Origin of the sequence: Polyangium sp. 6x1 (assembly GCF_029946515.1) — a bacterium.
Taxonomy (GTDB): domain Bacteria; phylum Myxococcota_A; class Polyangia; order Polyangiales; family Polyangiaceae; genus Polyangium.
On sequence record NZ_JARZHH010000012.1, the window covers coordinates 169,392 to 189,293 of the forward strand.

A 19,902-nucleotide genomic window follows, 5' to 3' on the forward strand; every position below is an offset into this window, starting at 1 on the left:
GCCGAGGACCAGGGATCGACCGCTATAATCGCGTGTCGCATGTCCAAGACCCAGCCGCGCCATGCCCTTCGCCTCGTGGCCGCGGGCATGACCGACGTAGGCCGCCAACGCAGGCACAACGAAGACAACGTGCTCGTGGCGCAGAGCCTCGACCTCTTCGTGGTGGCCGACGGCATGGGCGGACATTCCACGGGACACGTCGCCAGCGCGCTCACGGCGACCTCGATGCAGAACTTCTTCGAGGCCACGTCGCAAGGGGCACTGCCCTCGACCGCGCCGAACGACGAGGTCGATCTGCCGCCGCCCGCCGAGCGTCTCGCGCAAGCCGTGCGCAAGGCGAACCGCGACGTCTACGAGATCTCGTCGACGCACAAAGAGCACCGCGGCATGGGCTCGACGATCGTCGCGATCCACTACGACGGCGACGAGAGCCTGCACATCGCGCACGTCGGCGACAGCCGCTGCTACCGCATCCGCGACGGCGCGATCGAGCAGCTCACGCGCGACCACTCGCTCATCAACGACGCGCTCGCGCTGAAGCCCGATCTCACCGAAGAGGAGCTCGCGCGCCTGCCGAAGAACGTGATCACCCGCGCGCTCGGCATGAAGGACGCGGTGAAGGTCGACGTGCAGACCGTGAAGATCGAGCCGAACGACACGTTCCTGCTCTGCTCGGATGGCCTGAGTGGTATGATCTCCAACGATCAGATCCTCGAGGTCTTCGATCTGACGAGCGATCTGTCGGAGGCGTGCGAGCTGCTCATCGCGATGGCGAACGAGGCCGGCGGCGTCGACAACATCTCGGCGCTGCTCGTCCGCGCCGACGACGCCCCGCCGCCCTCGGAGGCGCACATCTCCGCGATGGAGGTCGACGCGCCCGAGCTCGCCGTCGAGGAGGTCGCCGCGTCGATCCCGTTCTCGCAGCGATACCGCGACATCCAGGACACGGACGGCGTGCGCTCGTACCGCCCGCCCCCCGGCGATCCGATCGAAGAGATGGTCGTCTCGACCCAGCTCGACAGTCTGCGCGAGGTGATGACCCCGGACGACCTCGCGATGCTCGCGGCCGGCGGCGACGTCGAGGTGGACGGCCCGCGCTCGATCGACGAGATCCGCGTGGCGCGCTGCAAGCGCTGCGATCACGAGCTCTACGTCGGCAACGCCTTCTGCACCGAGTGCGGCACGAAGATCGAAAGCGAGTGATGCCCGCGAGCGGCCCGTCCGACGCACGCACGCGCGTCCTGCCCATCGCCGAGCGCCTCGACGCGGACACGAAGTACGCGGGACGCGGCGTCACGATCGCATTCCTCGACTCGGGCTTCTACGCGCACCCCGATCTTACGACGCCGTACAATCGCATCGCCGCTTACCACGACCTCTTCGCGCCGCGCGCGGGGCTCGAAGCGCTCGAGCGCTCGGACGTCTCGTCGTGGCACGGCATGATGACGAGCGTCGTCGCCGCGGGGAACGGCGCGCTCTCGGCGGGGCAGTTCCGCGGCCTCGCCTGGGAAGCGAACGTCGTGCTCGTGAAGGTCGGCTCCGCGCACCGCATCGTGCACGACGACATCCGGCGCGGCCTCGACTGGGTGCTCGAGAACCGCGAGCGCTACGGCATCCGCGTCCTCAACATCTCGTGCGGCGGCGACTACGAGGAGTCATTCCTCACCGACCCGCTCTCACGCGCGGCCGACGAGGCCTCGCGGCAAGGCATCGTCGTGGTCGCCGCAGCCGGCAACGCGGGGCACCTCGCCGATCACCAGGTCTTACCGCCAGCCAGCGCGCCGAGCGTGCTCGCCGTCGGCGGCCTCGACGACGGCGGCGCCGGGCAGCAGTCGCAGCACTACCACTCGTCGTACGGCCTCACCATCGACGGCCTGCAAAAGCCCGAGCTCATCGCACCGGCGATCTGGGTCGCCGCGCCGATCCTCCCGGGCACGCCGACGGCAGCCGAGGCGCGGCTGCTCAAGCGGCTCGACGAAGCCCCCGACGACAAACTCTTCGATCTGCTCGCCGCGCACGCAGGCGCGGACGCCGATCTCGACGCGATCGCGGGCCGCCGCGAGCCGTACCTCGTGCGCCAACTCGTCGCAGCGAAGCTGCGCGATCGGAGGGTCCTCTCGGGCCACTACAAGCACGTCGACGGCACGAGCTTCGCGTCGCCGATCGTGGCGAGCGTGGTCGCGCAGATGCTCGAAGCAAACCCAGCGCTGCGGCCGCATCAGGTGCGGCGCATCCTCATGACGACAGCGCGCGGCACGCCAGGGATCGCGCTCGAACGGCAAGGCTGGGGTGTGGTGCAGCCGCGCGTCGCAGTGGAAGCGGCGCGCAGCATGGCGGCGTAGCGCCGGGGTTTCACCCCGGACCCGACGAGGGGTTGTCCACCCCTCGACCCGGACCAGGGCCAGCCCTGGACCTCGGGTGCATCGACCGCGATGCGGTCGATGCAAGGGAGATTATTGGCCGAAGAGGCCGCCGAACGGGTTCGGTGTGCCGCCGGTCATGCGCCACGTGTTCGCCGTCTGCTGCACGATCGGCAGGCGCACCATCGGGTGCGGGTGCGTGCGCTCGAAGTTGAAGACGATCGTCGCCGGCGTGAGCTGATCGAGGTTCGCGAAGAAGTTCAAGGTCAGCACCGCGCCCCCCTCGGTGAGCCGATAGCCGCCGTTGCGACGCGCGCCCGCGGAGAGAACGTTGTTCGTCCCGGCGACGTCGGCGGCGATCTCGTTCGGCTGGTTGAACACGGGCAGCGTGCGCGAGAGCAGCCTGCCGAGATCAGCGGGGTTCACGCCGCGGCTGCCGCCCTGGTTCGCCGTGCAGCCGAGGTGGCCGAGGTGATGGTGGCCGAGCTCGTGCCCGAGCACGAAGCCGACCTGCTCGTCGAAGAGCTGGTGCTGCCGTTGCACCTTGCGCGCGTCGATCTGCTGCACCGGATCCACGAAGCCCACGGGCGGCTTCACCATCGCGCCCTGCTGCGCGAGCATCCGGAGGTACTCGTCGAGCTTGCGCGTACCGAAGACCTCGTCGTTCGCTTTGTACTGCGCGATGTACGCCTCGATCTCGAGCAGGCCGTCGGTGATCGCCATGAGCGGCAGGCCTTGATCGTCACACGCGGCGAACGCGTTCACCTCGCCAGGCGTGGGATCGGCGACGAACGGGATGTCACGCACGATGGACTGCTTGTTCGCAGGCAACGCGCCGATGAGCTCGCCCATCACGACGCCGGCCTGGCTGCGCAGCCAGTTGACGTCGACGAGGTTGATCGGATCGTTCAACGGCGAGGTCGGCAGACCGCCGGTCGTCGGCGTGCCCGTCGTCGGCGTCCCGGTCGTCGGCGTCCCGGTCGTGGGGAACGGCCAGGGAAAACCGGGGAAGGGGCTCGTGGCCTGGGGCGCGGGTTGCTGCGGCGTGGTCTGCGGGGGCTGCTGCGGAGTGCCTTGCTGCGGATAGCCTTGCTGCGGGTAGCCTTGCTGCGGGTAGCCTTGCTGCGGATACCCCTGCTGCGGGTAGCCTTGCTGCGGATACCCCTGCTGCGGCGGATATTGCGTCTGGGCGTAGGTCGGCCGGGATTCGCGCTGGCAGCCTGCGACGAGCGCCGAGGACAAGGCGAGCGCCGAGGCGCAGACCGTCAGGAGCGAGAGGGAGCCGCGGCGTCGCGGCGCGAGCGAAGGCATACGGACGAGCATAATCCATGGACGGACATCGAGCCAAACGAGCCAGAAGAGGCACGTTTGCGACCGCGCGAGGAGCTGCCGGGGGGTTCGATCGAGCGACGCGCCCCTCGCCGCCCTGGTCGGCGAACCTCCGGCGGCTGCCCGCGTCCGGGATCGAGAGCCGCCACGGCGCGGGGCGTAGCCTGCGCGTGCCTGCGGGGTGATGCTCCAGGACATGGCGCGTTTTCACGGAATGCCGCGCTCACAGTATTCTCGGGACGCCATTTACCAGCGCCAGCGCATTCGCATTTTCACGACACGAGCAATTTCGTCGAGATCGACATTTCGTACGAGCCCCACGCGCGACCCACAATCCTATTTGCCTATCGCGGAGCCATTTTCACTGGTCTACTCCTTGGCCACGGCCGCTGCGTCGGCGGCCGTCTTACCTTGGGAGGACGAATGCGTGTCGACAAACTGGGTGTCCTGTTCGTCATCGGTATGCTTGGGCCTGTCGGCTGCCTGGACGGGGGCGCCGCGGGTGAGGATCTCGGCGCAGGCGGGAGCGGCGGCACGAGCGATTTAGGCCCCGATACGATGGCCGGAGGCGGCGGCGCAACGAACCAGCTGCTATCGACGAATGTCGTGTTCGAGACCGATCCGCGCGATCTCACCGTCTCGGTGGACGACGCGGGCTCGACCCACAGCGCCGGAGCCATCCAGACCTACGCGTGGAACTTCGGCGACGGCGGGACCGCGACGGGGATCACGCCGCCGCCGCATCGCTACGCCGCGGCGGGGACGTACACGATCACGTTGACCGTCACGACGTCGAGCGGAGCATCCGCCTCCGCGACGCGGACCGTCACCGTCGCCCAGCGAAACCCCGGCGACTACACGCCGAACGCCGCGACGACCGGCGTGCCCGACATCGTCGCCGACCGGTTGCATCTGCTCGACCTCGAGAAGGCCAACAAGTCGAGCGCGAACACGCCGACCACCGCCGAAGAGACCGTGGTCATCACGAAAAGCGGCGATACCTACAAGCTGACCTGGAATGGAAATACCGTCACGCTCCCCGCCGCGCACGCCTACCTCGAAGGCGGCCAGTTCGTCCTCGATCGGCTCCGCGTGCGGGGTTATGTGAACGTGCGCGCGCCGAACGTCACGATTCGCCGCTCCGTGATCGAAGCCGTCAGCATCCCGGAGGCGCCCGATAACGCGCCTCCCACCGGCGTGGACGTCGGCCGCCGGGTCCTCAAGGGCAACGACGCCGCGACGACGGGCCTCATTCTGGAGGACATCGAAATCCGCGTGCCGGAAGCCGTCCGCCGCGGCGCGAACATCAACGCGTCCTTCCATCACGGCCTGGGGCTCGAAGCCTCCCGCCTGCACATGCTCCGCTCGGAGATCGACGGCCCCGTCGACGGAATGCAGATCCACGCAGGCGGCGGCAACCATACCAACGTCATCATCGAGCGCTCGTGGATCCACGACTTGCAGTTCTACCTGGTCGACAGTGACCGCACCGATGGGGATTCGACGCACTCCGACGCGATCCAGGTCGAGTGCAGCCTGCCGGCGGCGGGAAAACAATTCGGGGTCGAGCTGCTCGGCAATACCCTCGATCTCACGAACGATCCGAACCTCAACGCGGCGATCATGGTCACGCGCAACGCGTGCGCGACGTCCGGGCTGCGCATCGAGAGCAACTTCGTCGACGGCGCCGTCTTGCCGATCAACGTCGGCGGCGGGACCTCGAGCCAGCACATCACCCTGTACGTCAATGGCAATCGCTTCGGCCCGAACCGCTCCACCGGCTCGGTTCCGAACAAGACGTGGACGACGAGCACGACCGCGGCGGTCGTCGCCGCCAAGTCGAACACCGACAGCTCCACGGCCTACGAGAACTACAACACGGCCAAACCCCAGAGCTACGTTTACCTCTCGTACGATCCTCCCACCACGCTCGGCGCCACCCCGCCGACCGGCGAGCTGAATCGCAACGTGATGGTCGATCACGCGCGCGGCGCGCAGACCTGGGGCACGACCTCGCTCGGCAAAGCGAAGCTCGGGCTGTACTGACGAGAGCCCGGCCCCCCACCGAAATCGTCAGGGGCGAACCGCATTCATGGACGGTCCACGCCGTTCCTGGCGCAACACGCCGATTACGAAATGGTTGTCTCCGTCGAAACGCCTCGTTCCACGCGCCTCCCCACTCCTCGCCTTGCCCATATCCCACCTCCCGCTACACTGGTCCCAAGGCTTCTCACCGAGGCGTCGCCCCAAGGCGCGCACGGTGGGGAGCAAAACCGTGAACGGCGGACGGTGCCGGTACCGAGGGCGAGGTGTGCGCTCCTCGGACGGCGCCGTCCGCCGGGAGCAGGGCTGAGGGAGGTCCATCATGACGAAGCGATGGAACGTGGTGCGCGTGATCTTGGGCAGCTTGGCGATGATGGCCGTTGGCTGCGAGGATGATTCGCTCGACGACGAGGCGCTGCGCAGCTCGAGCGAAGAGGTGGGCGAGGCCCGCGGGACGCCCATTGCGGGCGAGGCAGGCGAGGCGGCCGTGACGCCCGGAGCGCAATGCATCCCCGACGCGTCCTGCGTGGACGGGCTGCGTTGTCTCGAATGTGGCGCGTACGGCGGGCCTTGCGTCGAAATCTGCGAGCCAATCGTGACGCCGCCGCCGCCTCCGGTGGAGCCGCCGCCGCCTCCGCCTCCGGTGGAGCCGCCGCCGCCTCCGGTGGAGCCGCCTCCGGTGGTGGTGGAGCCGCCCGTGCAGGAGCCGCCCGTGCAGGAGCCTCCGGTGCAGGAGCCGCCCGTGCAGGAGCCGCCGGCGCAGGAGCCTCCGCCGCCGCCTCCGCCGAAGCACGATTGCCCCAATGACGCCCCGAGCAAGGGCGGGAGCGCGCAGGTCCCCGGCGGTGACGTCGGTCAGGGCGGCAGTAAGCTCCCGACCTGATTCCCCAAAATGAAAAAGGGCGCGGGAATCCCTCCCGCGCCCCTTTTCATGGATGCCCCTCCGCGCGAATCAGTGCGCGTGGTCCGAGCAGGCCTCGTGCTCGAGCTCCGGCTGCGCCTCGACCGCGTCGATCGGCAGCGGCACGAAGAACTCCGGATCGTTCGGATCACGCGAGAATGCCTCGGCCGCGTCGTCGGCCCCGTCGTACATGATCGCCGAGCCGCACGTCGCGCCCTTCGCGAAGCCACCCGCGGGCGACTTCTTCATGCGCGCCTCCGTCTGCGGGCCCCACGCGCCGTCGACCGAGATCGTATCGCCGGGGTTGTTGCGGTTCCACAGCCGCTGGAACGCCTTGACGTCGAGGCCCTTGTAGCTCACCGCGCCCGAGCCCGCGTAATCGAAATGCACCGCGTCGCTCGACCCGAGCCACTTGAAGCCCTTGTTCGTCAGGATGGTCTTCCACGTGCTGTACTGGCTCACGTCGAGCGCGAGGCCCGTCTCGTGATTGCTGGCGCCGGGCTTCGCGGCGAGGCTGATCCCGCAGCGGCCATTCTGGTACCAGTTGTACAGCATGTATTGCTGCGCCACCGTCCGGAGCGCCGAGTTGATCGTCATCGATTTGCCCGGGTTCTCCTTGAGCGCCGCCACGAGCCGATCCCGCGCAGGCTTCTCCAGATAAGCGAACACCGAGCTGCCAAACGTCACGTTCGAGGTCTTCGTGATCGCCACGTACGCGTCGGGGTTCAAGCACCGCGCCTCCTCGATGATCTGGAGCGAGAGCCCCTTCACGCTCGACGTCGCGCAGCTCGACGCAGCCGCCTGCGAGACAGTGCTGCCGGACACGGCCTCGTCGTTGGTATCGGTCGGCTCGGGGGTTTCCACCCCCTCCCCCTCGCCAGAGAGCTCCTCGGGAGGAGCCTCGGCAATGCAGCCCGCAAACACGGGCGTGGCAACAAGAGCAGCAGCGAAGGCGAGAACACGGAATTGGGTGGGGCGAGCGTCCATGCCATCCCCTCCAGCACACGGCGTGCCGGACGCGCCCCCAGCCCTTTGTCGTCAAATCGTCTCGAATGGCACCGAAATAGGGTGGATCGACGAGGCCCCAGGTGGAAAAACGATCCACGTTCCCGCCCGCGCATCAACGCCGGTGCAATCGCGCGCGTGGGCGGGGTTCGTAAAAAAAACTTCACACGGGCAGCTCTTCCGCGTAGAGGTGAGCCGGCGGGCAAGGAAGGCCCGCAATTTCGCGATGCGCCACCTGCCCTTGCCGTTCCCGCGCGTGAAGATCTGCTGCATCGCCTCGGAAGACGAGGCATGGATGGCCATTCACGCAGGCGCCTCCGCCCTCGGTCTCGTCGGCCCCGTCCCAAGCGGCCCCGGCGCGATCACCGAGGAGGAGATCACAGCCATCGCAACACGCGTCCCCCCCGGCGTCGCCACCTTCCTCCTCACGAGCCACCAAGACGCAAGCGCCATCATCGAGCAGCAAAAACGCTGCCGCACGAGCGTCGTCCAAATCCTCGATCGACTCCTCTCAGGCACCTACGAGGAGCTACGCACCGCGATGCCCGGCATCGGCATCGTGCAAGCCGTCCACGTGATGGGCGAAGAAGCGATCGAAGAAGCCATCAGCCTCGAAGGAAAGGTCGACGCCGTCCTGCTCGACTCAGGCAACCCCAACCTGCCCGTGAAAGAGCTCGGCGGAACAGGCCGCACGCACGATTGGCAGATCAGCGCGCGTCTCCGCGAGCGCGTACGCCTCCCCGTCTACCTCGCAGGCGGTCTCCGCTCCGACAACCTCGCCTCCGCAATCCGCACCGTCCGCCCCTTCGGCGTAGACCTCTGCAACGGCGTGCGCACCGACGGCAACCTCGATCCCGCCAAGCTCGAAGGTTTCTTCGCAGCATTACGCGCAGGCTGAGCTGAGCTGAGCTGAGGCGTCTCGCTGGGGCTTTGCCCCAGGCCCCAGCGGGGCTGTCCGCCCCTGCACCCGGACCAGCGCAAGCGCTGGACTCGGGGTCGATGAACTGCGCGATGCGCAGTTCATCGAACAGCCAGGTCAAGACCAGCGACGATCCTGCCAACCGAGACAGCAGCGCTGACGGTTCAACGGGCAACGCGGTACCACCGGCCTGTGGGAAGAACTGCGCATCGCGCAGTTCTTCGAACACGCCAGGTCAAGACCGGCGACGATCCTGCCAACGAAGACAGCAGCGCTGACGGCTCAGCTGGCGACGCGGTACCACCGGCCTGTGGGAAGAACTGCGCATCGCGCAGTTCTTCCCACAAAGGTCCAGGGCTGGCCCTGGTTCGGGTCGAGGGGCGAACAGCCCCCGCGGGGTCCGGGGCAGCGCCCCGGCGCGACGCCACCCGATGACACCACGCCTCCCGCTAGTCGTCTGCGCCTGGATTTTTGATCCGTTGTACGAGCCCGCGCACCGTGTTCATGCCGAGCAGGCGTGTGAACAGGACGAAGCCGATGACGGCGGAGAGCACGGTCAGCCACAGGGGCACGTGGAACAGGAGCTTGCTCCAGGTTGCCCATGCTTCGCTCCCGACGAGGTCGTGCCATGCGAAGTTGAACGAGGGCAGCGTGTCTCGCTCGAAGATCCCGATCACGAGCCCGACGGGCGTCAGGACGAGGGTCAAGAATGCGAGGACCTGGTTCAAGAGATCGGCTCGTTTGTCTGAGAGGTACTCGTCGATCTCGGTGATCTCGCCTTTTACTTCTTCGAAGAGACCGCCGACGTCGAGGGCGTTGCGCAGGCCGCAGTAGAAGCGGTCGTGCCGCTCCTCCGAGCTGATGTGGCCGAAGCTGAACTTTGCCGTGTACTGCAACAGCGCGAGACGTAGACGCCCGAAGATGCGGCCGTCGGGCCGGTTCGACATGCTCGCGCATGACGACGACAGCTCCAGCAGGAAGAGCCGCTCGTGCTCGATGAGCACCCACTTGTAGATGTAGCGCTCCAGCATCGTGGACTCGAACTGCGAGAGCAGACCCTTCGCGTCGATGGGCCAGATCATCCAGGTCACGCCGACCGGGGAGAACACGCAGAGCTCGCGCGCCGAGGGCTCCCACATCGCTGGGTGTCCTTCGATGCGACAGTCGGATGCGGAGGGGTCGATCGGCTGATCGCTGCCGTGTGCGAGCCGCAGCCGGTGCCGCGCTGCTGCGTCGGGTAGGCCCTCCGTGTAGAGCACGTTCACGCTCATCGGGTTTGGCCAGCTCCCGATCGGCGCGTCGAGCATCACCTCTGGGATGAACAGCTTCAGCCAGTGCCGGATCGTCGTGTCCTCGATGGCGCCCTCCTCGCCCATCGCGACGAGCGGGTGTGGCTTCATCTCGCCTTCCTTGCCTGCCTTCTTGCGCGGCATGTTCTCGGGCAGGAGGTGCGTCATGCCGCGACGCACCACGGCGGCGTAGAGGTCCTGGAACGACGTCAGCGTGGGCGTCGTCGGCTTGATGCCGAGCACGACGAACACGTAGCCCGTCTCGATCACGAAGAGCCGCGGCGGCGTCGTGATCTTGCACGGCATCCCGCCGTTCTTGTCCTTGCGTGGCTCCTTCGACGCGGGCGCGACGTCGGGTTTCTCGGGCTTGTCTGGTTTGTCTGCGTCGGGTTTGCCTGCCTCGGCTTCGGGCTTTGCCCTCTTGGGCGCGCGCTCGAAGAGCCATGTCGCGCGCGGGTCGAAGAGGTTCGCGAGCTTGCCCGTCGGCTCGTAGGCGCGCAGCAATCGCCCGTCGCGCACGTGGATGTTCAGGTGCGGCAGGAGCGCGGGATCGTCGATCTTCTTTGGCTTGAAATCGCCGCGCGCGAGCAGCTTCTTCTCGTAGTCCTCGAGGTCGAACGTGCCTGCGAGCCCGTCCGGGTGCCGGTACGAGATCACGAGGTAGAGCGTCGACTTCGGCCCGATCGGGGGCTCCGCGGCGCGCGGCTTCTCGGCTTCGTCAGCGGATTTCGTAGGTCCTCCGCAGGTAGTCTGCGATGTCTGCCGACTCGAACATCTCTGCGCCCGTGTTCGGATCGTACAGGAAGGGCACCTGCATCTTGCCCGACCGCGCGATGAACGCCTGGCGGCTCGGGCTGCCCTTCGCCACGTTGTGCAGCCGGTACGGGATCTCCAGGCTGGAGAGCACCTCGCGCGTGATGCGGCAGAACGGCGAGGGCTCGAAGCTCCAGAGCTCGAGCGGTTTTTCCGGCGCGCGCGAGGGGCGCGCGAACCCGCCGAACCCTGGCCGCCACGCCGACGCCAGCATCGACGTCGCGTTCGTGATCGGCCCGAGCCGCAACCCGATCGGCACCTCGCCGTCGCCGTAGACGCGGAAGAGGTACGCGATGATGTCGTTCGACTCGTACATCGCGGCGCCCGTGTTCGGATCGACGAGGTACGGGAACTGCAGCTTGCCGCCGCGCTCCTTCACGATCGTACGAAAGCGGCTCCCGCCGCGCGGGCACGGGTAGATCATCGCCTCGAGGTCGAGGATGCTGAGGGCCTCGCGCACCTTGCGGCAGTACGGGCAGGCCTCGTACTCGTAGAGCTCGATCAGCTTGTCGGGACGCTCGCCGAGGTGTCCGGAACGCAAGCCTCCGGCGAGACGCGCCAGGGTGGCGGCGAGCGAGGTCGCGACGTCGAGGGTTCGATTCATGGTCCTCCTGGTTACGTGATCCCGGGACAGAATTGAAGTGCCGAGGGCGCGCGCGCGGGTAAAGCTGCGAGCGCTGTGCGCTCCGCAGAACGCCTGAAGACCCTCCTGCTCCTGCCCTCCCTGCTCGTGTCCATGGCCTGCTCAGGAAACCCCCCTCCGCCCGCCGAACCCCACCCGATCGCCCCTGCGGCCCCGCTCGCGCCCACGACGAGCGCCGCGTCCGCGCCTGCGCCTGCTCGCCGCGAGCCGCCCGTGCCCACGCGGCGCGAGGACGTCGTCGAGACGCTGCACGGCAAGGAGATCCATGATCCCTACCGCTGGCTCGAGGACAGCGACAGCGACGAGGTGAAGGCCTGGCAAGCCGCGCAGAACGAGCGCACGGCGAAGGCCCTCTCCTCGCAGCCCGGCCGTGCTGCGCTCGCGCGCCGCATCGAGTCGCTCTTGCGGATCGGGTCCGTCGGCACGCCCGCGGTCTACGCGTCGAAGAAGGGCAAAGGCCGCTACTTCTCCACGCGCCAGGCGCCGTCCGAGGATCAGCCGGTGCTCTACGTGCGCGACGGCGTGGACGGCGCGGATCGCAAGCTCGTCGACCCGAACACGCTCGGCAAGGACGGGCTCGTCTCGCTCGACTTCTGGGTGCCGTCCGAGGACGGGAAGAAGCTCGCGTATGGGCTCTCTTCGGGCGGCGACGAGCAAAGCACGCTCTACGTGATGGACGTGGAGACCGGGAAGAACCTGCCCGAGACCGAGGTCATCCCGCGCGCGCGGTACGCCTCCGTCGCTTGGCTGCCCGACGGGAAATCGTTTTATTACACGCGCTTCCCGAAGAAGGGCGACGTGCCCGCGGGCGAAGAGCACTACCACCGCAAGGTCTACCTCCACGCGCTTGGTCGCTCGTGGGAGCAGGACCCGCTCGTCTTCGGCGAGGGCCGCGCGATGACGGACTCGCCGAGCGTCGCGATCTCGCCGAACGGCCGCTGGCTCCTGGCGAGCGTGCATATGGGCTGGAGCCGGGTCGAGGCGTACCTCTTCGATCGCAAGGCCGGGCCGAAGGCCACGTTCGTGCCGCTCGCGACGCCGAAGGGCGACGCGATCTACGACGTCGACGTCTACGACGACTTCCTGCTCGTCCGGACGAACGACGGCGCGCCGACGTACGAGCTTTATCGCGTCGACCCGCAGAAGCCTGCGCGCGAGCACTGGAAGAAGATCTTGCCGGCGACGAAGGACGTCTTGCAGGCGGCGACCTCGATCGGCGGGCAGATCTTCGCGACGTACATCGTCGACGCGCACTCGGTCGTGAAGCGCTTCTCGGCCGCGGGCGAGCCGAAGGGCGAGATCATGCTGCCGACGATCGGCACGACGGGCGGCGTGAGCGGCGAGTGGGACGGCCACGAGGCGTTCGTCGGCTTCACCTCGTTCGCCGTGCCGGCGGCGGTGCTGCGCTTCGATCTGGCGACGGAGAAGGTGAGCACGTGGGCGGAGATCAAGCCGCCCGTGGACGCGTCCGAGTTCGTCGTGACGCAGGAGAAGGCGCGATCGAAGGACGGGACGATGGTGCCGTACTTCCTCGTGCACAAGAAGGGCGTGGCACGGAACGGCAAGGCGCCGGCGGTGCTGACGGGCTATGGCGGGTTCAACATCGCGCAGATGCCGGCGTTCGCGGGATCGCGGTACGTGATGCTGGAGCAGGGCGGCGTGCTCGCGGTGGCGAACCTGCGCGGCGGCGGCGAATACGGCGAGGCGTGGCACCGCGCGGGGATGCTCGAGGCGAAGCAAAACGTGTTCGACGACCTCTATGCGGTCGCCGAGAAGCTCGCTTCCGATCGGGTGACGTCCTCGGATCGGCTCGCGGTGATGGGCGGCTCGAACGGCGGACTGCTCGTCGGCGCGGCGATCACGCAGCGTCCGGATCTCTTTCGCGCGGCGGTGTGCGCGGTGCCGCTGCTCGACATGATCCGCTACCACAAGTTCTTGATCGCGAAGCTCTGGATCCCCGAATACGGCTCGGCCGAGGACCCGACACAATTCGAGTGGCTGCGGGCATATTCGCCTTATCACAACGTGAAGCCCGGCGCGCCCTACCCTGCCGTGCTCTTCGCGACGGCGGAGGGCGACAGCCGCGTGGATCCGCTGCATGCGCGCAAAATGGCGGCGCTGCTCCAGGCGGAGGCGGGCGGGGACAACCCCATTCTGCTGCGCGTCGAGGGGAAGGCCGGGCACGGCGCGGGCAAGCCCATCTCGAAGAAGATCGAGGAGGCAACGGACGTGTATTCGTTCCTCTTCTGGCAGCTCGGGATGACGCCTCCCGGCTGACGTACGCCTACATCTCGGCACAGCGTACGTTCACCCGAGGGCCTCGACGGCGAGGCCCCCGAGGAGATCGGACCAGCAGCGGGGCGTGGTCGGCGAGGCCCGGGGCAGGTCCGATCAGGGCCGGGGTCTCGCCGGCGAGGCAGGCGGCGAGGTCGGATCAGGGCGGGGGTCTCGCCGGCGAGGCAGGCGGCGAGGTCGGATCAGGGCGGGGGTCTCGACGGCGAGGCGGGTGGCCGGGTCGGATCAGGACGGGGGTCTCGACGGCGAGGGAGCGGGCTCAGTGCGGCACAGGCGTCGTCGGTCCAACGTCGTGCGCAAAGAACAGTCGTTCATCCCCGAACCGCGAGGCGACGAACGGCGTGTCGAGCCAAAGCTCGCCCATGGGCTGCGTCGGCTCGTCGATCTTCGCCGCGACGTGCACATCGAAGAGCTTGATCCCGGCGGGCACGCGCGCGAGCGAGAGCCGGAAATCCAACCCGTCCGGGCAGGCGCGTTTTGCCTCTTCCGTCGGGTGGAACTCGACACGATCGGGCACGACGGGCTTCGGCACGGGCGTGCCGTCCGTGGAGATGCCGGCGATGTGGTGCAGCGGCAGGTACACCCCATAAAGACGCGTGCCGCCGAGCGCCTCGGCCGTCCTCTGGAACGCGCCCTGCACGAGCTTCGAATCAAACTCCTTCGCCGGCACGGTCGCGTTGCAAAACGCGCTCGAGAAGCAACGCAGATCGTTCTTCGCGCGATAGTCGTTCGGAAGCGCGAGCAGGTTCCGCGACGCGTACCCCATGATCATGAACTTCAGCGCGATCGAGGGCATGAAGCTGCCCCCGCCCTTCGCATCCGAGAACCGGAGCAGCGCAGGGCTGCCCTCCTCGAAGATCCCCGTGTACGGGTGCGACGCGGTGATCTTCAAGGTCACGCGCGCGCACGTGCCATACGTGTGCACGAGCTTCGGCCGATCCGGGGGCAGCTCGTCGCCGAGAATCTCGAACGATCCGCGGTTGAACGCATTGCTGAAGAGCTTGCGTCGCCCCCAAGGGCCCGGGACACTCGTGGGGAGCTCGCCCTCGGGGTACGGATCAGAGCGCACACGGGCCCAGAGCTCTTCGAGCTTCTCCTCCGCAGGGAGAATCACGACTTGTTGCGGCGACGAGGACATGACGCGCGAGCCTATCGTAGGCCCGTCTCGCTTGCCATTTCCTTCGCCGTCGTGCTTCCTTCCTCCCGATGACGCCCGTCTCGATGCGCCGAATGACGCTGCTCGTCGCGCTCGTCGCCCTCGGTTGCCAGAGCAAACCAGAGGGGAAAGAGCCCGCGCCAGAAGCCTCGGCAGCCCCCGAAGCCAAGGCCTCGACGACGAAACCTCGCGAGAAGAAGGCCGCAAAGGAGTACCCAGCCGCCGAAGCCTTCACGCTGAAGCCCCTCGCCGTGGGCCAGTGGATCCGGATCGCCGTGGAGCCCAAAGGCGCGCCGCCGTCACAGGTCTTCGTGCGCATCGTGGGCAAGGAAGGCGAGGCGTTCTGGTACGAGATCGAGCAGAACACGCCGAGCGGGACGTCGATCTCCCAGTTCCTCGTGGACAACGCAGCAAGCAAAGGCTTCGACAAGAACGCCGTCCGCAAGCTGCGCACGAAGCTCGACAGCGGCCCCGTGCAGGAGCCCTCCGAGCCGCAAGCCATCCTCGACGCCGCCAAGGCCGTCGAGGCCTACGCCGCGATCCTCGCCCCACCCCCGGATTTCACGAAAGCCGAGCGCAAAGACGCAAAGGTGACAGCCGGCCTGTTCCAAGGCTGCTTCATGTACGAAGCCGAGCAAGACCAGATCGGGCAGGCGTCGAAGGCGAAGGAGACCGTCTTCCGCCACCCCGCCGTGCCGATCACCGGGTTCGTCCGTTCCGAGGGAACGCAGAGCAGCGGCACGCCCGTGACGAAGGAGCTGCTCGAAATGCACGAGGCCGGCGCCAAAAGCGCACTCTGACCTGTAAGGTGCAGAGGGCCCGCGCGTTGACCCGCCGAGGCCAACCACGCCAATGAGCCAGATCCAGCGCGCCGAACGTCCCACCGTGGAGACCGCATGAAACGCAAGCCCCGCCGCGCCACGCGGATTGTCGCCCTCGCCCTGGCCTCGATCGCCGCACCCCTCCTCGCCTTCGGCTGCGGCGGCAGCATGCCCTCCCCCCAAGACGGAGGCGCAACCACCGGAGCCCCCCCCGAAGACCCAGCCGCCGCCCTCGATCAAGCCGAACGCCAGGTCCAACTCGCCCTCGGCCTCGCCCCAACGCGTCCCCTGCAAGCGCTGGCGCAGCAGCCAAGCGGAACAGCAACCCAAGCCCAACCAGCCCCCACCTTCGCCGCACCGCCCACCCCGCCCTCCGCCCCCACAGCCAGCGGTCCCGCGCAGGACGCAAGGCCCGAAGCCGAGGCAAAGCGCGCCGAGCGCTCGTCACTCGCCGGCGACGAAGCCTCGCCCGTATCCGACGACCCCTGCATGACCGCATGCCGCGCCCTCCAATCGATGGACCGCGCCGCCACGCACCTCTGCGACCTCAGCGGCGAAGACCACGAGCGATGCGCAAACGCAAAGGACCGCGTCCGCAAAGCCGAAGACCTCGTCCGCCAACGGTGCCCCGGCTGCGCTGGCTAGCAGGGGGTTGCTCGCGGGGGCGTCGCGCCGGGGCGCTGCCCCGGACCCCGCGGGGGCTGTTCGCCCCTCGACCCGAACCAGGGCCAGCCCTGGACCTCAGGGGGAAGAACTGCGCGCTGCGCAGTTCTTCCCACAGGCCGGTGGTACCGCCTCGCCAGTTGAACCGTCAGCGCTGCTGTCTTGGTTGGCAGGGTCGGTTGCGGTCTTGACCTGGCCCGTTCGATGAACTGCGCATCGCGCAGTTCATCGACCCCGAGTCCAGCGCTTGCGCTGGTCCGGGTGCAGGGGTGGACAACCCCTGCTGGGGCCTGGGGCAAAGCCCCAGCGCGACGCCCTCGACAGGCGCCGATGCTTGGAGCCGCAACGAAGACCTACCGCGACAGCATCATCACGGCGAACACCGCGAGCGCGACGAGCACGAGACCGGCGACGGCGTATGCGGCTCCTCGCCCCTTCGGTGTGGCTTCTGCGAGCACGGCGCCTTGGGGCGTACCGTCGGAGATGGCGGCGAGGGATGCGTCTGTGACCTCGGCCTTCTTGCGGACGTAGTCGTCCCAGAGCACGACGGGGGGTGTTGCGGAGGGGGAGGCGGCGGCCTCGTCCTCGGCGGCTGCGACGAGGCCGGCTGGGAGTGGATCGGCGTGCGTCACGTCTTGCTCGTCGGGCGGTGCGGAGTCGCGGCCGAAGACGGGTAGGCCGTGTGCGCCGGAGGGCGGCATGCTGATCGGCGCGGGGCGCACGGTGTCCCGCATGTCGAGGGGCACTGCGTAGGCCGAGGTGTCGTCCATCATCGGCGGCGGTGCGAAGTCGGTGGGCGTCACCTCGTCGGCGCTGCTGTCCGCCCCGGTGATCACGGGCAAGGGGGGTGGCGCGGGTGCGATCGAGGTAGGTTTTGCCTTGATGGCGGCTGCGGGCGTGAGGCCGGGGCGGTCGTCGCCGAGCAGCGGGTTCAGGGCTTCGATGAGCTCGTCGGCGGTGCGGAAGCGCTTCTCGACGTCGCGCTGGAGACAGCGGTCGACGACGGCGGCGATGCGCGCGTCGGCGTCGGGCATCAGGTCTGACAGACTGCGGATGCGGCCGGAGAGCACCTCGGCGGCGGCGCCGTAGGGGGTGAGACCTTGGAACACGCGGCGACCGCTCAGCATCTCGGCGAGGACCACGCCCACGGACCAGAGATCGGTCCGGTGATCGACCGTCTTGAGCCCGCGCACTTGCTCCGGGCTCATGTAGGCGGGTGAGCCCATCGTCTTGCCGGTGGCGGTGAAATCTGCGCCTTGTTGCAGCGTCTTGCTGACGCCGAAGTCGAGGATCTTGAGCACGGGGGCTTCGGCGCCGGGCTCCTCGTGGAGGAACAGGTTCGAGGGCTTCAGGTCGCGGTGCATCACGCGCGCGGCGTGCGCGGCTTTGAGGCCTCGCGCGGTCTCGGCGGCGATGCGTAGTGCGACGGCTGCGGCGAGCTTGCGCTCGCGTACGAGCTTCTCGGCCACGGTCTCGCCGCTCAGCATCTCCATCACCAGGAAGGGATCGCCTGCGTCGGTTTGTCCGACGTCGTAGATCTCGACCACGTTGCGGTGGACGATGCGGCCGCAGGCGCGTGCCTCGCGCAGGAGCCTGAGGCGCGCGTCCTCGGAGGTGTCGACGCCGCGGAGGAGCTTCAGCGCGACCTCGCGCTCGGTCAGCTCGTTGAGCGCGGCCCACACGACGCCCATCCCCCCCTCTCCGAGGGGGCGCACGAGGCGGTATTTTCCGCCGATCCTGGCGCCGGCTTTCATGGACGTTTCGGGCTCGCGAGCGAAAAGGTTACGCCGAGCGCTTGCGCCAGCCTAGAACAACCCGCCCCGAGCATCGGTTCGTCGCTGGGAGATGCTCTCACCACCCCAGAAATCGTCTATAAGCGGAGAGGGTGCAGCCTGGGCCTGCGCACCGCTCTTTGCTTGGCCCGCGGAGGGGTTCTCGATGAAAGCTTCTTTGCTTCGGATGGCGTCTCGCCTGAGTTTCTTCGCGCTCGTGGGCGCTGGGTTCGGCGCGCGTGACATGTGCCTGGGCAACGATGGGCCTCCGCCGGATCCGCCCAAGCCGGCCGACGCTGGCGAGGACGGGGCCATGAGCGAGCGGCCGGCGCTCCCGATCCAGCAAGGCGCGCGCGCGATCTGAGGGGCACGCCGAGGCGCATGGAAGGGCGGCTTCACAGGTGGTTTGGCTCGGTCGCTGCGATCGCGGCGCCGCCGCTCGACGCCCCGCTCGCGGGCCTCGATCATCTGCGCCGCCTCGGCCTGCGCTTGCTCGGCCCGTTCCTGTCGCGCTCGCTGCTCACCGATCGCGAGCGGCGTGTCTCCGTCCTCGGATCGGTCCTCATCGTCACCGCGTTTTTCCTCACCGCGTCGTTCCCCGTCGTGATGCTCGTGCTTGGCCCGCTCGTCTGGGGCATCCCGCACGTGATCGCGGACGTGCGGTATCTCGTGGCGCGGCCGGGCCTGCATCGGCGGCCGCTCGTGCTCGCGGCGATCGGCGTGGGCATCCTCGGCGCGGGCCTCGGCTTCGGCGTGCGCGGGGGCCTCGTCGGCGCGGCGCTCGCGCTCTGCGTGGCGCGCGCCTCGTGGTCGCGCAGGCTCCTCGGGCTCGGCGTGGTGGGCGCGCTGTTCGCGGCGGCGCAGCGCGCGGGGTGGCTCGCCGATCTCGCGTTCGCGCACCTGCACAACCTCGTCGCCGTCGTCATCTGGTGGGCCTGGCGGCCGCGTAAGACGCGCCTGCACCTCGTGCCGATCGCGCTCTTCGCGGCGGGTACGGCGCTGCTGCTCGTCGGCGCTGCGGAGCCCTTGCTCGCGTGGAGCCGCGGCGCCGAGGCGCCCTGGACCGGGCTCGGGATGCGCTACCTCTCGTGGAGCTTGAGCCCCAAGCCCACGGGCCCGCTCGCCGAGCGGCTCGTCGTGCTCTACGCGTTCGCGCAGGCGACGCACTACATCGTCTGGCTGCGGCTCATGCCCGAGGACGACAGGCCGAGCAAGACGCCGCGCTCGTACCGGCAGAGCTTCCGCGCGCTCGCGGGGGACATCGGCGGCTTGATCCTTTGGCTGTCGGCGATCGGCGCGCTCGCGCTCATCGTCTGGGCGTTCTTTGGTCCGGGCGCCGCGCGTGACGGTTACCTGCGGCTCGCGTTCTTCCACGGCCACCTCGAGCTCGCCGCGGGCGCGCTGCTCTGGGCCGAGGGCCGCCGCGCCTGGTCGCCGCCCGAGGCCGCCGCCTGACGAGCATGCAGGCCGGCGAGGCGATCGCCCGGTACGGCGTGGCGTTCGTCCTGACGCAGGTGATCGAGGTGCCGATCTACAGGCGCGCCCTCGGCGTGCGCCCGCTCGTCGCGTTCGGCGCGAGCGCCATCACGCATCCGATCGTGTGGTTCGTTCTGCCGACCGTGTGGCGATCGCTGTACGTGGCAGCGATCCGCGCCGAGCCGCGGTTCGTGCTGGGGCAGCTCGGCTACTACCTCGGGTACGGGGTCCTCGCGGAGGGGTTCGCCGTGGCCGTGGAGGCGGCGTACTTCTGGAAGGCGGGGATCACGGCGCGGAGGGCGTTCGGGTGGGCGCTCGTGGCGAACGCGGTGAGCTCGCTCCTCGGACAAGCGCTGCGGGCGGCGACGGGGTGGCCTTGACGGTGCTGGAAGCCCTCGGCGCCGAGACGGGGGTTGA

At 68.5% G+C, this 19,902-nt stretch carries 16 protein-coding genes; 10 read left to right on the forward strand and 6 right to left on the reverse strand.

All coding sequences use genetic code 11. The annotated features are described in order from the left end of the window. The first annotated feature begins 39 nt into the window (after positions 1 to 39). Positions 40 to 1,203: a Stp1/IreP family PP2C-type Ser/Thr phosphatase gene (locus tag QHF85_RS14815; protein WP_281327816.1), complete on the forward strand. Its 1,164-nt coding sequence runs from the start codon at positions 40 to 42 to the stop codon at positions 1,201 to 1,203. Then, positions 1,203 to 2,342: a S8 family serine peptidase gene (locus tag QHF85_RS14820; protein WP_281327841.1), complete on the forward strand. Its 1,140-nt coding sequence runs from the start codon at positions 1,203 to 1,205 to the stop codon at positions 2,340 to 2,342. Before QHF85_RS14815 ends, QHF85_RS14820 begins: the two co-directional genes overlap by 1 nt. 111 nt (positions 2,343 to 2,453) lie before the next feature. On the opposite strand, the gene QHF85_RS14825 is transcribed toward QHF85_RS14820, so the two are convergent. Beyond that, on the reverse strand, positions 2,454 to 3,671 hold the full coding sequence (locus QHF85_RS14825) for a M48 family metalloprotease (RefSeq protein WP_281327817.1): 1,218 nt from the start codon (positions 3,669 to 3,671) through the stop codon (positions 2,454 to 2,456). Positions 3,672 to 4,112: 441 nt separating this feature from the next. Between QHF85_RS14825 and QHF85_RS14830 the strand changes: the two genes are divergently transcribed. Next, positions 4,113 to 5,735 (forward strand): PKD domain-containing protein, encoded by a 1,623-nt coding sequence (locus QHF85_RS14830; RefSeq protein WP_281327818.1) that lies wholly within the window; start codon positions 4,113 to 4,115, stop codon positions 5,733 to 5,735. A gap of 319 nt (positions 5,736 to 6,054) precedes the next feature. Further along, entirely contained in the window at positions 6,055 to 6,615 is a 561-nt protein-coding gene (locus QHF85_RS14835; RefSeq protein WP_281327819.1) for a hypothetical protein, read from the forward strand. A gap of 69 nt (positions 6,616 to 6,684) precedes the next feature. Here the strand turns inward: QHF85_RS14835 and QHF85_RS14840 are convergent, their stop codons facing one another. Next, on the reverse strand, positions 6,685 to 7,497 hold the full coding sequence (locus tag QHF85_RS14840; protein WP_281327820.1) for a M15 family metallopeptidase: 813 nt from the start codon (positions 7,495 to 7,497) through the stop codon (positions 6,685 to 6,687). Positions 7,498 to 7,864: 367 nt separating this feature from the next. Between QHF85_RS14840 and QHF85_RS14845 the strand changes: the two genes are divergently transcribed. Continuing rightward, positions 7,865 to 8,536, forward strand: coding sequence for a phosphoribosylanthranilate isomerase (locus tag QHF85_RS14845; RefSeq protein WP_281327821.1), 672 nt, complete (start codon positions 7,865 to 7,867; stop codon positions 8,534 to 8,536). Positions 8,537 to 9,006: 470 nt separating this feature from the next. Here the strand turns inward: QHF85_RS14845 and QHF85_RS14850 are convergent, their stop codons facing one another. Both QHF85_RS14850 and QHF85_RS14855 read right to left on the reverse strand, forming a co-directional pair. Then, positions 9,007 to 10,503 carry a hypothetical protein gene (locus QHF85_RS14850; protein WP_281327822.1) on the reverse strand — a complete coding sequence of 499 codons (1,497 nt, stop codon included), beginning with the start codon at positions 10,501 to 10,503 and terminating at the stop codon, positions 9,007 to 9,009. Between the two features lie 61 nt (positions 10,504 to 10,564). After that, positions 10,565 to 11,263, reverse strand: coding sequence for a glutathione S-transferase N-terminal domain-containing protein (locus QHF85_RS14855; RefSeq protein WP_281327823.1), 699 nt, complete (start codon positions 11,261 to 11,263; stop codon positions 10,565 to 10,567). Positions 11,264 to 11,338: 75 nt separating this feature from the next. Here QHF85_RS14855 and QHF85_RS14860 point away from each other — a divergent pair, with 75 nt between their 5' ends. Continuing rightward, a complete protein-coding gene (locus QHF85_RS14860) occupies positions 11,339 to 13,579 on the forward strand; it encodes a prolyl oligopeptidase family serine peptidase (RefSeq protein ID WP_281327824.1) in 2,241 nt (746 codons plus the stop codon). A gap of 277 nt (positions 13,580 to 13,856) precedes the next feature. Here QHF85_RS14860 and QHF85_RS14865 read toward each other — a convergent pair whose 3' ends face one another. Beyond that, positions 13,857 to 14,735, reverse strand: coding sequence for a hypothetical protein (locus QHF85_RS14865; RefSeq protein ID WP_281327825.1), 879 nt, complete (start codon positions 14,733 to 14,735; stop codon positions 13,857 to 13,859). Between the two features lie 68 nt (positions 14,736 to 14,803). Between QHF85_RS14865 and QHF85_RS14870 the strand changes: the two genes are divergently transcribed. Then, a complete protein-coding gene (locus QHF85_RS14870; RefSeq protein WP_281327826.1) occupies positions 14,804 to 15,553 on the forward strand; it encodes a hypothetical protein in 750 nt (249 codons plus the stop codon). Between the two features lie 1,037 nt (positions 15,554 to 16,590). On the opposite strand, the gene QHF85_RS14875 is transcribed toward QHF85_RS14870, so the two are convergent. Continuing rightward, positions 16,591 to 17,991, reverse strand: coding sequence for a serine/threonine-protein kinase (locus QHF85_RS14875; protein WP_281327827.1), 1,401 nt, complete (start codon positions 17,989 to 17,991; stop codon positions 16,591 to 16,593). A gap of 184 nt (positions 17,992 to 18,175) precedes the next feature. Between QHF85_RS14875 and QHF85_RS14880 the strand changes: the two genes are divergently transcribed. The 3 genes from QHF85_RS14880 to QHF85_RS14890 are packed head-to-tail and all read left to right on the forward strand — an operon-like array spanning position 18,176 to position 19,865. After that, entirely contained in the window at positions 18,176 to 18,373 is a 198-nt protein-coding gene (locus QHF85_RS14880; RefSeq protein ID WP_281327828.1) for a hypothetical protein, read from the forward strand. Positions 18,374 to 18,390: 17 nt separating this feature from the next. After that, positions 18,391 to 19,464, forward strand: a complete 1,074-nt coding sequence (locus QHF85_RS14885) for a hypothetical protein (protein ID WP_281327829.1) — start codon at positions 18,391 to 18,393, stop codon at positions 19,462 to 19,464. Positions 19,465 to 19,469: 5 nt separating this feature from the next. Further along, the gene (locus QHF85_RS14890; RefSeq protein ID WP_281327830.1) at positions 19,470 to 19,865 is read left to right on the forward strand and encodes a hypothetical protein; all 396 of its coding nucleotides are present in this window, start codon (positions 19,470 to 19,472) and stop codon (positions 19,863 to 19,865) included. Positions 19,866 to 19,902 lie beyond the last annotated feature (37 nt).

What these genes read in the sequence shown, in the direction of transcription:
- QHF85_RS14815 (WP_281327816.1), top strand. Translation starts at nt 40, where the DNA reads ATGTCCAAGACCCAGCCGCGCCATGCCCTTCGCCTCGTGGCCGCGGGC.
- QHF85_RS14820 (WP_281327841.1), top strand. Translation starts at nt 1,203, where the DNA reads ATGCCCGCGAGCGGCCCGTCCGACGCACGCACGCGCGTCCTGCCCATC.
- QHF85_RS14825 (WP_281327817.1), bottom strand. Translation starts at nt 3,671, where the DNA reads ATGCCTTCGCTCGCGCCGCGACGCCGCGGCTCCCTCTCGCTCCTGACG.
- QHF85_RS14830 (WP_281327818.1), top strand. Translation starts at nt 4,113, where the DNA reads ATGCGTGTCGACAAACTGGGTGTCCTGTTCGTCATCGGTATGCTTGGG.
- QHF85_RS14835 (WP_281327819.1), top strand. Translation starts at nt 6,055, where the DNA reads ATGACGAAGCGATGGAACGTGGTGCGCGTGATCTTGGGCAGCTTGGCG.
- QHF85_RS14845 (WP_281327821.1), top strand. Translation starts at nt 7,865, where the DNA reads ATGCGCCACCTGCCCTTGCCGTTCCCGCGCGTGAAGATCTGCTGCATC.
- QHF85_RS14855 (WP_281327823.1), bottom strand. Translation starts at nt 11,263, where the DNA reads ATGAATCGAACCCTCGACGTCGCGACCTCGCTCGCCGCCACCCTGGCG.
- QHF85_RS14865 (WP_281327825.1), bottom strand. Translation starts at nt 14,735, where the DNA reads ATGTCCTCGTCGCCGCAACAAGTCGTGATTCTCCCTGCGGAGGAGAAG.
- QHF85_RS14870 (WP_281327826.1), top strand. Translation starts at nt 14,804, where the DNA reads ATGACGCCCGTCTCGATGCGCCGAATGACGCTGCTCGTCGCGCTCGTC.
- QHF85_RS14875 (WP_281327827.1), bottom strand. Translation starts at nt 17,991, where the DNA reads ATGAAAGCCGGCGCCAGGATCGGCGGAAAATACCGCCTCGTGCGCCCC.
- QHF85_RS14880 (WP_281327828.1), top strand. Translation starts at nt 18,176, where the DNA reads ATGAAAGCTTCTTTGCTTCGGATGGCGTCTCGCCTGAGTTTCTTCGCG.
- QHF85_RS14885 (WP_281327829.1), top strand. Translation starts at nt 18,391, where the DNA reads ATGGAAGGGCGGCTTCACAGGTGGTTTGGCTCGGTCGCTGCGATCGCG.
- QHF85_RS14890 (WP_281327830.1), top strand. Translation starts at nt 19,470, where the DNA reads ATGCAGGCCGGCGAGGCGATCGCCCGGTACGGCGTGGCGTTCGTCCTG.